Source organism: Streptomyces sp. BA2, from assembly GCF_009769735.1.
GTDB lineage: Bacteria > Actinomycetota > Actinomycetes > Streptomycetales > Streptomycetaceae > Streptomyces.
The window spans coordinates 6643263-6658510 of record NZ_WSRO01000002.1; the positions used below are offsets into that span (position 1 = coordinate 6643263).

A 15248-nucleotide genomic window follows, 5' to 3' on the forward strand; every position below is an offset into this window, starting at 1 on the left:
AACACCCGCGAGTCTCGTTGCGTTTCATGGGTAACCGAAAGGAACGAACGTGATGCCCAAGCGAATCGGCCTTCTCGCGGCGCTCGCCGCTCTGCCCGCCGCCCTCCTCACCGTGGCCGTGTCGACCCCGGTGTTCGCGGCGGATCCCCCGGCCTACCAGATCGACCTGGCGCCGCTGAACGACTCCGGATCCACGGGAACGGCGCTCCTGAGCCTGCGTGGCAACGCGCTGACCGTGTGGATCAAGTCCGAGGGGCTGGTGCCGGGACAGCCGTCGGCGCAGCACCTGCACGGGTCCACCGACGGGCACGACTTCCAGTGCCCGGACGACGGCGACGACACCAACGGCGACGGCATCCTCGACAACACCGAGGCCACCGTCCACTACGGCGACATCAACATCTCGCTGACCGAATCCGGGGGCACCGACGCGGGCAGCGGTCTCGCCGTGGACCGGATGCCGGTGGCCGACGCGCAGGGCAAGGTCTCCTACAAGCGGACCATCACCGTGGGGCAGGACGTGGTCGAGCAGATCAAGGACCTGCACATCGTGCAGCACGGCGTCGACCGCAACGACAACGGCAAGTACGACTTCGAGGGCGCGGGCAAGAGCGAACTCGACCCGAAGCTGCCCCAGGAGGCCACGGCTCCGACGAACTGCGGTGTCGTCAAGGGCGCGGCCGTCGGGTCCGTCCCCATCGGCGGGGTCGAGACCGGCGGGGGCACGGAGAGCCGCACCTCCGCCGGTGCCGTGACCGGCGCCACCGGGGCGGCGGTGGTGGCGGCCGCCGGGGTACTGGCTCTCATGCGACGGCGCATGGTGCCGGTGCCCGCCGCCGTGGTCACGAAGACCGGGGACGCCGCGTGAGCCGCTCGGCCTGGCGGATGTGGACCGGGGTCCGGCGTGCCTCCGCCGCTCTGATCGCCGCCGTCGCGGCGGCCCTGGTACTCACCGCATGTGCGGGTCAGGACGGTACGGCTGCCTCGCCCTCGCCTCCTCGCCAGAGCGCGGCGGGGGACGCCACGGAGGGCGGCGGCCCCACGCCGTCGAAGGGACCCGGCGAGGCCGCCGCGCCCCTGGAACGGTCGGCTCCGCAGCGGGTCGCCATCCCCTCCCTGGGTGTTTCGAGCGGGCTTGAGACGCTGGGGCAGAGCGGGGACGGGGCGATGACGACGCCGAAGGACCCCGATCTGGCGGGCTGGTACGAACCGGGCCCCACCCCCGGCTCCCGGGGCCCGGCGGTGATCGCCGGACATGTGACCTGGAACGGCGCGGACGCGGTCTTCAAGAAGCTGAAGACGATGAAGGCGGGGGACACGATCGAGGTGACGCGCGAGGACGGGAAGACCGCCACCTTCGCGGTGGACCGTGTCGAGGAGTACCCGAAGAAGAAGTTCCCCACCCTGGACGTCTACAAGAACATCGACCACGCGGGGCTGCGCCTGATCACCTGCGGCGGGGAGTTCGACGCGGACCGGAACTACTACCCCAACAACGTCACGGTCTTCGCGAGCATGACGGGCGTGGCGTAGGCGGTCAGGGCGATCCGCTCGGCGACCGGGTTCATGTCCTTCCCCTTGGCGTCGGTCGCGTTGACCGAGTAGACGAGGGCCCGGGAGCCGTTCTCGGTGGAGGCGATCATGCTCGTGTAGCCGTAGCGGGAGCCGGTCTTGAGCCAGACCACCGTGTCGTCGTCGACCTTCATCCGCTGGAGGCCCGCGCCGAAGACGGCTCCGGGGACGCCCGGCGCCAGCTTCGGCAGGGTGAACATCTCCTTCAACTGCGGCCGGGGCACGACCTTTCCGCCGAACAGCGCCTGCGTGAAGACCTCCAGGTCGGCGGTGGACGAGATCATGTCGCCCGCCGCGAAGCGGTCGAACTGGTTCCACTCGGTGACGTCGACGAGCCGGGTGGTGCCGTCCGGCTGCTTCACGCTCTGGTAGCCGCGGTTGTGCGGGCCGCGAATGCGGAGGTCGGCCCCGGGGAAGTACGTGTCGCGCATGCGCAGCGGCCGGAAGATCCGCTCGCTCGCCTGACGGGCGTACGAATCCCCGGTGACCCGCTCGATCAGCAGGCCGAGCACGGTGTAGCCGATGTTGCGGTAGTGCTGCTGGTCGCCGGGGTCGTGCTCGGGCCCCTTGGAGACGGCCGACGCGACGACCGTCCGGTAGTCCAACGTGTCGTAGCGGTGGGCGTATTCGTCGTCGAAACCGTCGCCCGGCCGCAGCCCGCTGGTGTAGTTGAGGAGGCTGCGGACGGGGATGGGCTTGAACGTCTTCTTCGGATCCTGGCTCCGCTCCGGGAACAGGTCCGGCATGTAGTACTGCACCGGCTTGTCGAGGTCCAGGTCGCCCTCGGCGGCCAGCTGCAGCGCCAAGGCCGCGGTCACGATCTTGGTCGTGGATCCGGCGCGGAAGCGCCCGTGCGGGTCGGCCTTCCGGCCCGTGACCACGTCGTGTACGCCGGAACTGCCGCGCCAGGTCCCGTCGGTGCCTCCGACACGGACCAGGGCGGCGGTCGCGTCGGCGTTCGGGAGCCCCTTGATCGCGGCGCGCAGGGCCTTGCCGTCCGGCGCGGCTCTCTGGGTGGAGGCCGCGGCGGCAGGGGCGTTCGCATCCGCGAGGGCGGGGGCGCTCGCGGCGCCGGTGAGGCCGATGACGAGGGCGGCGGCGAGAGCGGTACGGGCGGGGAACTGCACGGTGTGACTCCAGGTGGGCTGCGGTGTGGGACCTGTGCTGTCCATCCTGGTGATCTCCCGGGCAGGGCGGATCCTCACGGGGGAGGGTGGCGCCCCGCTGATCCCTGAGGGGTCAACACCCATGCGCCTAAGGGGTGTCGGGCGGGATCCCCCTAGGGGGCGTCGGCCGACAGACCGTCGGCGCGCTCCTGCGCCGCCATGACCTCGTCCCCGTGGTCGAAGGCCCACGCTCCGAAGGCCTCGATCGGGTCGAGCAACGTACGGCCGAGGCCGGTGAGTTCGTACTCGACGCGGGGCGGTGACTCGGCGTACGACTTCCGCGAGACCAGGCCGTTGTACTCCAGGCGGCGCAGCGTCTCGGTGAGGATCTTGGGGCTGATGCCGCCGATCAGGCCGCGCAGTTCACCCGGCCGGCGCGGGCCGTGCCGCAGAGCCCAGAGCGCCACCGCGTTCCAGGTGTTCGCGAGCAGATCGAAGGCGAGCCGGGCGCGGCAGTCGGCGAGCAGATCGTCGTTCGTCACGTACCGAATGGTGCCTGAGCGCCTTCCTACTGTCGTTCCGTACCCCGATGGCCGGGGATGTGGGGCGAGAAGGAGACGGGCATGCGCATAGGCATCATCGGCGCGGGCGGCATGGCGGACGCGCTCGGCACGCAGTGGGTGCGCGCGGGGCACGAAGTGCTGATCGGAGGCCGGGACGAGGGCCGTGCGGCGGCACTCGCCGCGAGGATGGGCGCCGCGGGGCACGGAACGCCGCGCGCGGCGGCCGAGTTCGGGGACGCGGTGCTGTTCGCCGTGCCGTACGAGGCGGGGGCCGGTCTGGCCGGCGGGCTCGAAGTCGCCCTGCGCGGCCGGGTGTTGATCGACTGCTCCAACCCGGTGGGGCCCGGCTTCGCCCTGCTCACCGAGGGCGGCCCGTCGGCCGCGCGACGGCTCGCCGAGGCGGCTCCCGGAGCGCGTGTCGTCAAGGCGTTCAACCTCTGCCACGAGGACGTGTGGCGGATGGACCCACCGGTCTTCGACGGCCGCCCGCTCGCGGTCCCGGTGTGCGGGGACGAGGAGGGCGCGCTGGATGTCGTACGGGAACTGGTGAAGGACATCGGCTGCGCGCCGTTCGCCGCGGGCGGCCTGGAGCGGGCCGGTCTGGTGGAGGCGACGGCGGCGCTGCTGATCGGGCTCTGGGTGGGGGAGGAGGTGGACGCGCAGGCCATCGCGCCACCGCTGGCGTATGCCGCAGGGGCCCCTCAGGCCGGGGCCGTCACCTCGCCATGAGCAGGATGACGAGGACGACGCCGACCAGGAGTGCGATGAGCAGCATGCGGCCGACGGGATGCCGCGGATTGAGGCGGTGGCCGCGGTACCCCCGTTCGTCGCGCTCGTACACGAAGAGCGGCTCTTCCCGCTTGTCGTCGTCGCTGTTCCCCATGTCCCACAAGCTAGTTGAGGGACCGCCCGGCTACGAGAGTGCGCCGCCGGACCGCATGTCCTGAACGCGCAGGGCATGCAGTGTGTCGATGCGGTTGGTCGTGATCGCGTCGACGCCGAGGTCGATGAGGCGGCGCATCGCGCGCTTCGTGTCCGGTGTCCAGGCCGAGACGAGCAGCCCCTGGCGCTGCACCTGCCCGACCAGTTCACGCCCGAGCAGCGAGAAGCGGTAGTTGAGCCAGCGGGGTTTGATCGCGTCGAGCACGGCGTGGCGCGGCGGGGCCAGGGTCGTCCAGGTCAGGGCGATCTCGGCGGCGGGATCCGCCGCGCGCACCGCGAGCATCGTCCGGGCGCCCGCGCAGTAGTACACCCGCTCCGACGCCCCGCAGTCGGCGACGGCGCCGACGACCGCGCGTACGGACTCCGGTGTGGCGCCCGGCAGATCCACCATGAGCCGGTGGCCTTCGGTCGCCGCGATGGTCTCTTCGAGCGTGGGTACGCCGCCCTCGGTGAGGCCGCGCACCTCGTCCGCGGAGAGCACGGACAAGGGGCGGTCGAGTTCCCACAGACGCTTGAGGGTCGCGTCGTGCAGCAGGACGGGGACGCCGTCACGGCTGAGACGGACGTCGATCTCCACCGCGTCCGCGCCCCGGTCGAGCGCGGAGCGCAGGGACGGGAGGGTGTTCTCGCGGACGCTGTAGGGATCGCCTCGGTGGGCCACGGCTGTCACGGTGCGCATGGGCCCATTGTGGTGCCGCGCTAGGGGGCGAGCCAGGTCTGCGTGTACGTGTCGATCTCCGCGACGATCTTCGCCTTGCCCGCCGGGTCGAGGAACGACGCGTCGACCGCGTTCTTCGCCAGGGCCGCGATGCCCCGCTCGTCGAGGTCGAGGAGGCGGGCGGCGACCGCGTACTCGTTGTTGAGGTCGGTGCCGAACATGGGCGGGTCGTCGGAGTTGATGGTGACCGGGACCCCGGCGGCGACGAACTGCTTGATCGGGTGCTCGTCGAGGGTGGCGACCGCGCGCGTCGCGATGTTCGACGTCGGGCACACCTCGAGCGGGATGCGGTGCTCGGCGAGGTGGGCGAGGAGCTTGGGGTCCTGGGCGGCGCTGGTGCCGTGGCCGATGCGCTCGGCGCGCAGATCGGTGAGGGCGTCCCAGATGGTGCCGGGCCCTGTGGTCTCGCCCGCGTGCGGGACGGAGTGCAGGCCCGCCGCGATCGCCCGGTCGAAGTACGGCTTGAACTGCGGCCGCGGCACGCCGATCTCGGGGCCGCCGAGCCCGAAGGAGACCAGGCCATCGGGGCGCAGCTTGTCGGTGGTCGCGAGCCGGACCGTCTCCTCGGCGGATTCGAGCCCTGCCTCGCCCGGGATGTCGAAGCACCAGCGCAGTACGACACCGAGCTCGTCCTCGGCCGCCTTGCGGGCGTCCTCTATGGCGTCCATGAAGGCGCGGTCGTCGATGCCGCGGCGCACGGAGCTGTAGGGGGTGACGGTCAGCTCGGCGTAGCGGATGTTCTGCCGGGCCATGTCGCGGGCGACTTCGTACGTGAGCAGGCGTACGTCGTCCGCGGTGCGGACCAGGTCCACGACCGAGAGGTACACCTGGACGAAGTGGGCGAAGTCCGTGAACGTGAAGAAGTCGGCGAGGGCCTCTACGTCCGTGGGCACCTTGGAGTCGGGGTGGCGGGCGGAGAGGGCCGAGACGATGCGGGGAGATGCCGAGCCGACGTGGTGCACGTGCAGTTCTGCCTTGGGCAGTCCTGCGATGAAGGCGTGCGGGTCGCGTTGCTGGCCTGCGGTGTGGCGGTCGGTCACGGTTTCCTCCCCAGGAACGGGCTTGATCGGCTGATCGGTGGGTCGGGGATCATCGTAGGCGGCGTTCAACCCGTCGAGGGCGGGGGTCGTAGCATGACGGAACGCAGGAAAGAGGTGACCCGCCATGTCCCAGTCCGAGGGGTCCGCACCGGACGCCGAGCCCGAACGGGACCCGTGGGCGCCACCTGAGGACGCGGCCCCGCAGGGGTCGCAGGAACCGTACGGGTCGCAGGGGCCGCACGGCCCGCAGGGACCGCACGGTTCGCAGGGGCCGCAGGGGCCGCACGCCTCGCAGGGGGCGCCCGTCCCGTTGGAGAAGCGGGATCCGTGGGCGGCGCCTCTGTCGCCGCCCCCGTCGGGTGCGGCTGCTTCGGGAGAGCCGGTGCCGCCGCCTCCGATCGGGCCCGAAGGGCCTGGGCAGGTGCCTTACGGATACCCCGGACCGCAGGGACACCCCGGCTACCCGGGCTACCCGGGCTACCCCGGCTATCAGGGGCAGGGCCCGCCCGGATACGGCTGGCCCGCGATGCCGATGGCGCCCGCCAACGGCATGGGCGTGACCGCGCTCGTCCTCGGGATCATCGCGGCCGTCGGCTTCTGCCTGTGGCCCCTGGCGATCGTCCTCGGCATCCTCGCGATCATCTTCGGGTCGATCGGACGCGGCAGGGCGAGCCGGGGCGAGGCCACGAACCCCGGCCAGGCGCTGGCCGGGATCATCTGCGGGATCGCGGGCATCGTGCTGGGAGTGGCGCTGCTGGTGGTGCTGATCGTGGTCCCGGACGACGCGTTCGAGGAGGACGGGGCGGCTTCGGGGGGCGGCAGCTACTCGACCACGCTGGTCGTAGGCTCCTGACGCTTGGGCGGCTCTTGTACCGCTGCTCTTGTCGGGCAGGAGCGCTTTCTCTGCCGTGCTGAACCGCCGCTCTTGCTTGGCGGGGCGCCTCGTGTAATGCCCTGAGTCGCCGCTTCGCGGCGGATCTTTCCCGCCCACCCACCCGATTACCCCGCATCCGGGCCCTTCGCTCACCCTGCACCGCAGGGCAAACGGGTGGGTGGGCGGGAGGCATCCGCCGCGAAGCGGCGGTTCAGGGCGGCGCAGCAGGCGCCCCGCCAGTTCAAGAGCGGCGGTTCAGGACGGGGCCAGCGCAAGGCCCTGGGCGGCGGCCCCAGGCCCGGCGCGGCGGCGTGGACGACGCAAGGCCCCGCCCGGCGGAAGGCCCGCCCGGCGGCATAGACGACGCAAGGCCCCCGGCCAGGCCCCCCGCCAAGGAACCGCCTAGCGCGAGCGGTCCCGTGCCTCCATCAGGGCGAAGCCCAGCAGATTCGGCCCCCGCCACCTCTCCGGGTCATGGGCCCGCTCATCATCGGCCGCCAGGCCGATCCCCCAGACGCGGTCCATCGGGCTCGCCTCGACCAGTACCCGCGACCCCGTACCGACCAAGAAGGACGAGAGCGCGGGCGTGGACGCGAACTTCCGCACGCTGCCCTCGACCACGATGCCGAACCGCTCCCGCTCCCATACCGCCTCGTCGAAGCCCCGCACCAGGCGCCCCGCGTTCTTCGCCTCGGCGGGCGTACGCGAGGCGAGGACCGCCCGCTCCGCCTCCGCGTCGGAGAAGAGGCGGGCCTTGGCGGCCATCATCCAGTGCTCGGCTGTCCCGTACTCCACGCCGTCCACGGTGAACGGCGACGGCCACCACTGGCTCAGGCAGCTCGAACCGAGCGTCCCGTCCCGCCGCGGCCTGTGGCCCCAGAAGTGCAGATACTTCACCGGCTCGCCCGCCCGCACGGCCGCGACCAGCGCGTCCACCGAGTCGATCTTCGTCATGCATGCGAGTTTGGCACGCACCACTGACATTCCGTCCTGGGTTTTCCAGGACGACTCGACACCTGGTCGACAGATTCCGTCGCGTAACCAAAAGGCAACAACGGAATCACTTGTTGGAGTACCACTGCTCTGTCAGGATCGGCACTCAAATCGATCTGGAGCTACGCCGACCCCCTGGGACGGGGACGACGGCGGAGGAGAGCGTCATGCACAACTTCCAGGCGCAGGACCACTTCGCGGAGGGCGCGCAGTACATCGCGGGACGGCTGACCGAGGGCACCTCAGGGCGCTCTCACGCCGTCGTCGACCCGGCCACCGGCGCCGAGGTCCACCGTTACCAACTCGCGGGCGAGAAGGACGTCGACGCCGCTGTCGCAGCCGCCGCGCGCGCCTTCCCCGAGTGGGCCGGCGCCACCCCCGGCGAGCGCTCCGACGCCATGCACCGCTTCGCCGGCGTACTGGCCGAGCGCGCCGAGGAGTTCGCGCAGGCCGAGTCGCTCCAGTGCGGCAAGCCCATCAAGCTCAGCCGGGAATTCGACGTACCGGGGACCGTCGACAACGCCGCGTTTTTCGCGGGCGCCGCCCGGCATCTTCAGGGCCAGTCGGCCGGTGAGTACTCCGGCGACCACACCTCGTACGTACGGCGCGAGCCCATCGGTGTCGTCGGCTCCATCGCCCCCTGGAACTACCCCCTCCAGATGGCCGCCTGGAAGGTGCTCCCCGCCATCGCCGCGGGCAACACGATCGTCCTCAAGCCCGCCGAGCTGACCCCCTTCACCTCGCTCCTCTTCGCGCAGGCGGCCACCGAGGCGGGCATCCCGGACGGTGTCGTCAACATCATCAGCGGGGCCGGGCGGGATGCCGGAGAGCGGCTCGTCGGGCACCCCGACGTCGCCATGACCTCCTTCACCGGGTCCACCGGCGTCGGCAAGCGCGTCGCCGAGATCGCCACCTCCACCGTGAAGCGGCTGCACCTGGAGCTCGGCGGCAAGGCGCCGTTCGTCGTCTTCGACGACGCCGACCTCGATGCCGCCGTGCACGGCGCGGTCGCCGGTGCGCTCATCAACACCGGGCAGGACTGCACGGCCGCCACGCGCGCGTACGTGCAACGTCCGCTGTACGACGCCTTCGTGGAGGGCGTCGCCGAGCTCATGGAGAGTGTGCGGCTCGGTGATCCCTTCGCCGACGACACCGACCTCGGGCCGCTCATCTCGCACGTCCACCGCGACCGCGTCGCCGGTTTCGTCGACCGGGCACGCTCCTACGCGCGCGTGGTCACCGGCGGCGAGGCGCTCGACCACCCCGGGGCGTTCTACAAGCCCACCCTCATCGCCGACGCCGCGCAGGACAGCGAGATCGTGCAGTCCGAGGTCTTCGGGCCCGTTCTCGTCGTGCTGCCCTTCGACTCCGACGAGGAAGGCATCAGGCTCGCCAACGACACCCCGTACGGACTCGCCGCCTCCGCCTGGAGCCGCGACGTGTTCCGCGCCAACCGCGCGACCCGCGAGATCAAGGCGGGCTGCGTATGGGTCAACGACCACATCCCGATCCTCAGCGAGATGCCGCACGGCGGATACAAGGCATCCGGCTACGGAAAGGACATGTCCGCCTACTCCTTCGAGGAGTACACGCAGATCAAGCACGTCATGTTCGACAACACCGCGGTCGTCCGCAAGGACTGGCACCGCACGATCTTCGGGGACCGATAGCCGATAGGCCGCCCGACCAGCGGCCCCATCCTCCCGAAAGGGCAATCAAGCGCATGGAGCAGTACGAGCCCGAACCCCTGTCCCCGGCCCAACTGGCCGCCATGCACCGCAGCCTCAGGAACGGCAGGGGCGCCCTCACCCGCCGTTCCCTGCTGCGGGCCGGCACGAGTGGAGCGTTCGCCGTCGGCGGTCTCGGCGCGCTCAGCGCCTGCGGGATCCCGGCAGCGAGCAAGGGGCAGGGCGATGTCTCGTCCGACGACCACTCGGACAAGGAGAAGCGGATCGCCTTCTCCAACTGGACCGAGTACATGGACGTCGACGACGAGCGTCGCCCCACCCTGGACGCCTTCACGAAGCGCACCGGGATCACGGTCAAGTACACCGAGGACATCAACGACAACGTCGAGTTCTTCGGGAAGATCAAGCCGCAGCTCGCGGCGGGCCAGGACACCGGACGCGACCTCATCTGCGTCACCGACTGGCTCGCGGCCCGGCTCATCCGCTTCGGGTGGGTCCAGAAACTGGACCCGGCGAACCTGCCGCACGCGTACGCCAATCTGGCCTCCCAGTTCCGCGACCCGGACTGGGACCCGGGGCGGGCCTACTCGTACCCCTGGACCGGCATCTCCACCGTCATCGCCTACAACAAGAAGGCGACCGACGGCGAGGACATCACCTCGGTGTCGCAGCTTCTGGACAACCCCAAGCTCAAGGGGCGCGTCGGCTTCCTCTCCGAGATGCGCGACAGCGTCGGCATGACGCTCATCGACATGGGCAAGGACCCCTCGAAGTTCACCGACGACGACTTCGACGCGGCCATCGCCCGCCTCCAGAAGGCCGTCGACAAGAAGCAGATCCGCCGCTTCACGGGCAACGACTACACCTCGGACCTCGACAAGGGCGACCTCGCCGCCTGCCTCGGCTGGGCGGGCGACATCGTGCAGCTCCAGGCCGACAACCCCGACATCGCCTTCCACATCCCGGACCAGGGCTACATCACGTCCACGGACAACCTGCTCGTCCCGAACAAGGCGCGCCACAAGCGCAACGCCGAACGGCTCATCGACTACTACTACGAGCCCGAGCCCGCCGCGCGCCTCGCCGCGTACATCAACTACGTCTGCCCCGTGGACGGTGTGCGCCCCGAGCTCGCGAAGCTCGACAAGGACGCCGCGAACAACCCGCTGATCCTCCCGGACAAGGAGATGGCCGCGAAGTCCCGCGGGTTCCGCTCGCTGACGCCGAAGGAAGAGACGGCGTACGAGGAGAAGTTCGCGAAGCTGACAGGTTCCTAGGCGGCGCCCCCACGCCCCTTCGTAGTCCCCATGTCTCCCCTCGACCCCCTGGACGCACCATGACGACTGCTACAGAACACGGCGGCGACGTCCGCCTCACCGGGATCAGCAAGACGTACGGCTCCTTCAAGGCCGTACGGCCGCTCGACCTCACCGTGCCGCAGGGCTCCTTCTTCGCGCTGCTCGGCGCGTCCGGCTGTGGCAAGACCACCACGCTCCGCATGATCGCGGGCCTTGAGGAGCCCAGCACGGGCACCGTGCACCTGGGCGAGCAGGACGTCACGGCGCTGCCGCCGTACAAGCGGCCCGTCAACACGGTCTTCCAGTCGTACGCGCTCTTCCCGCACCTCGACATCTTCGAGAACGTCGCCTTCGGCCTCCGCCGGCGCGGCATCAAGTCCGTGAAGGGCCAGGTCGGCGAGATGCTCGACCTCGTCCAGCTCGGCGAGCAGGCCCGCAAGAAGCCGCACCAGCTCTCCGGCGGCCAGCAGCAGCGCGTCGCCGTCGCCCGCGCCCTGATCAACCACCCCAAGGTGCTGCTCCTCGACGAGCCGCTCGGCGCGCTCGACCTCAAGCTGCGCCGCCAGATGCAGCTCGAACTCAAGCGCATCCAGACCGAGGTGGGCATCACCTTCATCCACGTCACGCACGACCAGGAGGAGGCCATGACGATGGCCGACCAGGTCGCCGTGATGAACGCGGGCCAGGTCGAACAGCTCGGCGCCCCCGCCGACCTCTACGAGAACCCCCGCACCACCTTCGTCGCCAACTTCCTCGGCACGTCGAACTTCATCGAGGCCGACATCGCGGGCCGCAGCGGCGACGACCTCACCCTCAAGGCCGGCGACGGCAAACTCACGCTGCCCGCCGCGCGATGTACGGCCCCCACCACCACCGGGGGCAAGGTCATCCTCGGCGTACGCCCCGAGAAGATCTCCCTCACGCACGCCGACGACGCGGGGCAGATCCCGGAGGGCCGCAACCGCATCACGGGCCGCATCGCCGACAGCAGCTTCATCGGCGTATCGACGCAGTACGTCGTCAACAGCCCGCTCTGCACCGAGTTCGAGGTCTACGCCCAGAACATCGAGCGCGACACCCGCCTGGTCCCCGGCGTCGATGTCGTCCTGCACTGGAACCCCGCGCACACCTTCGGCCTGGACCCCGCCCAGGACATCGAGGCGGGCGTCGAGAAGGTCGAGGAGGACGCCTCCGCATGACGACGACCCTCACCGAAGCGCCACCGGCCAAAGAGCCGGAAACGGCGCCGCGCAAGCCCCGCAAGCGCGGCCGCCTCGTCCCCTACTGGCTGCTGCTCCCCGGCATCCTCTGGCTCGTCGTCTTCTTCGCCCTTCCGCTGGTCTACCAGGCATCGACGTCCGTCCAGACGGGCTCCCTCGAAGACGGCTTCAAGGTCACCTGGCACTTCGCCACCTACTGGGACGCCCTGAGCGACTACTACCCGCAGTTCCTGCGCTCGGTGATGTACGCCGGCGCCGCCACCATCCTGTGTCTGCTGCTCGGCTATCCGCTCGCGTACCTGATCGCGTTCCGCGCGGGCCGCTGGCGCAACCTCATCCTGGTCCTGGTCATCGCGCCGTTCTTCACCAGCTTCCTCATCCGTACGCTGGCGTGGAAGACGATCCTCGCGGACGGCGGGCCCCTGGTGGGCGCCCTGAACTCGCTGCACGTCCTGGACGTCACCAGCTGGCTCGGCTGGACGGAGGGCGACCGGGTCCTCGCCACACCGCTCGCGGTGATCTGCGGACTCACGTACAACTTCCTGCCGTTCATGATCCTGCCGCTCTACACCTCCCTCGAACGCATCGACGGCCGGCTGCACGAAGCGGCGGGCGACCTCTACGCGAAGCCGTCCACGACCTTCCGCAAGGTGACCTTCCCGCTCTCCATGCCGGGAGTCGTCTCCGGCACGCTGCTCACGTTCATTCCGGCGGCGGGCGACTACGTGAACGCGGATCTGCTCGGCTCCACCGACACCCGCATGGTCGGAAACGTCATCCAGACGCAATTCCTGCGCGTTCTGGATTACCCGACGGCCGCGGCCCTTTCCTTCATCCTCATGGCGGCGATCCTCGTCATGGTCACCGTCTACATCCGTAAGTCCGGGACGGAGGATCTCGTCTGATGGCTGCCTTCTTCCGCTGGCTCCGCGGCAAATTCGTCGTCATCGCGGGTCTGCTGACGCTCGCGTATCTGCTGCTCCCGAACATCGTCGTGACGGTGTTCTCCTTCAACAAGCCGAAAGGGCGCTTCAATTACGCCTGGCAGGACTTCTCGCTCGACGCGTGGAAAGACCCCTGCGGCGTCGCCGACATGTGCGGCTCGCTCTCGCTGAGCCTGCAGATCGCGTTCTGGGCGACGATCGGCGCGACCCTGCTCGGCACGATGATCGCCTTCGCGCTCGTCCGCTACCGCTTCCGGGCGCGCGGGGCGGTCAGCTCGCTGATCTTCCTGCCGATGGCGATGCCCGAGGTCGTCATGGCCGCCTCGCTGCTCACGCTCTTCCTCAACATGGGCGCGCAGCTCGGCTTCTGGACGATTCTCATCGCCCACATCATGTTCTGCCTCAGCTTCGTGGTGACCGCCGTCAAGGCGCGCGTGATGTCCATGGACCCGCGCCTGGAGCAGGCCGCGCAGGACCTCTACGCGGGCCCCGTGCAGACCTTCCTCCGGGTCACGCTGCCGATCGCCGCACCGGGAATCGCGGCGGGCGCGCTGCTCGCCTTCGCGCTCTCCTTCGACGACTTCATCATCACGAACTTCAACGCGGGCTCCACCGTGACCTTCCCCATGTTCGTCTGGGGATCGGCACAGCGCGGTACGCCCGTCCAGATCAATGTGATCGGTACGGCGATGTTCCTGGTCGCCGTTCTCCTGGTGCTCGGCGGAATGATCGTCTCAAAGCGCCGCAGCAAGCAGGCCAAGTAAGCATGCGAGAAAAGAACCGCACGTTCTGAAGGAGTTGGAAATCATGGCCCCAAGCGCCATGACCCGCTGGACCAAGTCACTCTCCGACGCCCAGCCGGTCTCGTACTGGCTGGACGACCCGGACAAGCCACGCCCCGAGCCCGCCCTCACCGCCGACGAGCAGTGCGACCTGCTCGTCGTCGGCGGCGGCTACAGCGGCCTGTGGACCGCGCTGATCGCCAAGGAACGTGACCCGGGCCGCGATGTGGTCCTGGTCGAGGGCCGAGAGGCGGGCTGGGCCGCCTCCGGCCGCAACGGCGGCTTCTGCGCCGCGTCCCTCACGCACGGCATCTCGAACGGCCTGTCCCGCTGGCCGGGCGAGATCGGGAAGCTGGAGGAGCTCGGCGCCCGCAACCTCGACGAGATCGAGGCGGCCGTCAAGCGCTACTCCATCGACTGCGACTTCGAGCGCACCGGCGAGATCGACGTGGCGACGCAGCCGCACCAGCTCACCGAACTGCACGAGATGTACGAGGAGATGGCGGAGCACGGCCTCGCGGGCGGCTCCGAACTGCTCGACGCGGATGCCGTGCGGTCCCACGTCGACTCGCCGACCTTCCTCGGCGGCCTCTGGGACCGCGAGGGCGTCGCCATGCTCCACCCGGCGAAGCTCGCCTGGGGTCTCAAGCGCGCCTGTCTGGAGAAGGGCGTACGCGTCTACGAGCACACGCCCGCGCTCCAACTCGCCTCGTCAGGCGCCGGGATGGCCGTGCGCACCCCGTACGGCCGGATCCGCGCCCGCCAGGTCGCGCTCGCCACGAACATCTTCCCTTCGCTGGTCAAGCGCGTGCGCGCGTACACGGTCCCGGTCTACGACTACGCGCTGATGACCGAGCCGCTGACCGAGGAGCAGCTGGAGTCCATCGGCTGGAAGAACCGCCAGGGCCTCGGCGACAGCGCCAACCAGTTCCACTACTTCCGGCTCTCCGCCGACAACCGCATCCTGTGGGGCGGTTACGACGCGATCTATCCGTTCGGCGGCAAGCTGCGCGCCGAGCACGACGACCGCCCCGAGACGTACGCGAAGCTCGCGGGCCACTTCTTCACCTGCTTCCCGCAGTTGGAGGGGGTCCGGTTCTCGCACGCGTGGGGCGGCGCGATCGACACCTGCTCGCGCTTCTCGGCGTTCTTCGGCACGGCCCACGCGGGACGCGTCGCCTACGCGGCGGGCTACACCGGCCTCGGCGTCGGTGCCACCCGCTTCGGCGCCGACGTCATGCTGGACCTGCTCTCCGGCGAGCGCACCGAGCGCACGTCCCTGGAGATGGTGCGCACGAAGCCGCTGCCGTTCCCGCCCGAGCCGTTCGCGTGGACGGGCGTGGCCCTGACCAAGTGGTCCCTGGCCCGTGCGGACGAGAACGGCGGCCGGCGCAATCTGTGGCTGAAGACGATGGACAAGCTGGGCCTGGGCTTCGACAGCTGACCAGCTCCGGGGTTCAAACAGCCGCCTGTCGACGATTCGTCAACAAGTTCCCGGAACCCGCGTA

The 15248-nt window shown here is 70.0% G+C and carries 16 protein-coding genes; 10 read left to right on the top strand and 6 right to left on the bottom strand.

The features are described from left to right. Nucleotides 1–49: 49 nt before the first annotated feature. Both E5671_RS32850 and E5671_RS32855 read left to right on the top strand, forming a co-directional pair. Entirely contained in the window at nt 50–868 is an 819-nt protein-coding gene (locus E5671_RS32850; protein WP_443032725.1) for a hypothetical protein, read from the top strand. Then, nucleotides 865–1533, top strand: coding sequence for a class F sortase (locus E5671_RS32855; protein WP_336605904.1), 669 nt, complete (start codon nt 865–867; stop codon nt 1531–1533). Before E5671_RS32850 ends, E5671_RS32855 begins: the two co-directional genes overlap by 4 nt. Here the strand turns inward: E5671_RS32855 and E5671_RS32860 are convergent. Both E5671_RS32860 and E5671_RS32865 read right to left on the bottom strand, forming a co-directional pair. Further along, the gene (locus tag E5671_RS32860; RefSeq protein ID WP_160507488.1) at nt 1485–2744 is read right to left on the bottom strand and encodes a serine hydrolase domain-containing protein; all 1260 of its coding nucleotides are present in this window, start codon (nt 2742–2744) and stop codon (nt 1485–1487) included. The genes E5671_RS32855 and E5671_RS32860 overlap by 49 nt on opposite strands. Before the next feature lie 107 nt (nt 2745–2851). Continuing rightward, nucleotides 2852–3220: a winged helix-turn-helix transcriptional regulator gene (locus E5671_RS32865; RefSeq protein ID WP_160507489.1), complete on the bottom strand. Its 369-nt coding sequence runs from the start codon at nt 3218–3220 to the stop codon at nt 2852–2854. Between the two features lie 81 nt (nt 3221–3301). Here E5671_RS32865 and E5671_RS32870 point away from each other — a divergent pair, with 81 nt between their 5' ends. After that, a complete protein-coding gene (locus E5671_RS32870) occupies nt 3302–3970 on the top strand; it encodes an NADPH-dependent F420 reductase (protein ID WP_160507490.1) in 669 nt (222 codons plus the stop codon). On the opposite strand, the gene E5671_RS32875 is transcribed toward E5671_RS32870, so the two are convergent. Genes E5671_RS32875 through E5671_RS32885 form a run of 3 tightly spaced genes read right to left on the bottom strand, consistent with a single transcriptional unit; the run spans nt 3957 to nt 6010 of the window. After that, nucleotides 3957–4124 (bottom strand): hypothetical protein, encoded by a 168-nt coding sequence (locus E5671_RS32875; RefSeq protein ID WP_160507491.1) that lies wholly within the window; start codon nt 4122–4124, stop codon nt 3957–3959. The two genes, E5671_RS32870 and E5671_RS32875, sit on opposite strands and share 14 nt — an antisense overlap. 30 nt (nt 4125–4154) lie before the next feature. Further along, nucleotides 4155–4862: a glycerophosphodiester phosphodiesterase gene (locus tag E5671_RS32880; protein ID WP_160507492.1), complete on the bottom strand. Its 708-nt coding sequence runs from the start codon at nt 4860–4862 to the stop codon at nt 4155–4157. Between the two features lie 20 nt (nt 4863–4882). Then, complete coding sequence (locus E5671_RS32885) at nt 4883–6010, bottom strand: adenosine deaminase (RefSeq protein ID WP_272902841.1); 1128 nt, start codon at nt 6008–6010, stop codon at nt 4883–4885. 55 nt (nt 6011–6065) lie between these two features. On the opposite strand from E5671_RS32885, the gene E5671_RS46515 reads away from it, so the two are divergent. Then, nucleotides 6066–6794 (top strand): DUF4190 domain-containing protein, encoded by a 729-nt coding sequence (locus E5671_RS46515; RefSeq protein WP_237330278.1) that lies wholly within the window; start codon nt 6066–6068, stop codon nt 6792–6794. A gap of 423 nt (nt 6795–7217) precedes the next feature. On the opposite strand, the gene E5671_RS32895 is transcribed toward E5671_RS46515, so the two are convergent. Continuing rightward, a complete protein-coding gene (locus E5671_RS32895) occupies nt 7218–7799 on the bottom strand; it encodes an NADAR family protein (protein WP_160507494.1) in 582 nt (193 codons plus the stop codon). Nucleotides 7800–7975: 176 nt separating this feature from the next. Here E5671_RS32895 and E5671_RS32900 point away from each other — a divergent pair, with 176 nt between their 5' ends. From E5671_RS32900 to E5671_RS32925, 6 genes are read left to right on the top strand one after another with little or no spacing between them, the layout of a single operon-like run. Continuing rightward, nucleotides 7976–9478: a gamma-aminobutyraldehyde dehydrogenase gene (locus E5671_RS32900; RefSeq protein ID WP_160507495.1), complete on the top strand. Its 1503-nt coding sequence runs from the start codon at nt 7976–7978 to the stop codon at nt 9476–9478. A 53-nt stretch (nt 9479–9531) separates the two neighbouring features. Further along, a complete protein-coding gene (locus E5671_RS32905; RefSeq protein ID WP_160507496.1) occupies nt 9532–10773 on the top strand; it encodes an ABC transporter substrate-binding protein in 1242 nt (413 codons plus the stop codon). A 59-nt stretch (nt 10774–10832) separates the two neighbouring features. Further along, nucleotides 10833–11993: an ABC transporter ATP-binding protein gene (locus E5671_RS32910; RefSeq protein WP_160507497.1), complete on the top strand. Its 1161-nt coding sequence runs from the start codon at nt 10833–10835 to the stop codon at nt 11991–11993. Next, nucleotides 11990–12919 (top strand): ABC transporter permease, encoded by a 930-nt coding sequence (locus E5671_RS32915; protein ID WP_160507498.1) that lies wholly within the window; start codon nt 11990–11992, stop codon nt 12917–12919. The genes E5671_RS32910 and E5671_RS32915 overlap by 4 nt, the downstream gene beginning before the upstream one ends. Then, nucleotides 12919–13722, top strand: coding sequence for an ABC transporter permease (locus E5671_RS32920; RefSeq protein WP_160507499.1), 804 nt, complete (start codon nt 12919–12921; stop codon nt 13720–13722). Before E5671_RS32915 ends, E5671_RS32920 begins: the two co-directional genes overlap by 1 nt. A 43-nt stretch (nt 13723–13765) precedes the next feature. Further along, the gene (locus E5671_RS32925) at nt 13766–15184 is read left to right on the top strand and encodes an NAD(P)/FAD-dependent oxidoreductase (RefSeq protein ID WP_160507500.1); all 1419 of its coding nucleotides are present in this window, start codon (nt 13766–13768) and stop codon (nt 15182–15184) included. Nucleotides 15185–15248 lie beyond the last annotated feature (64 nt).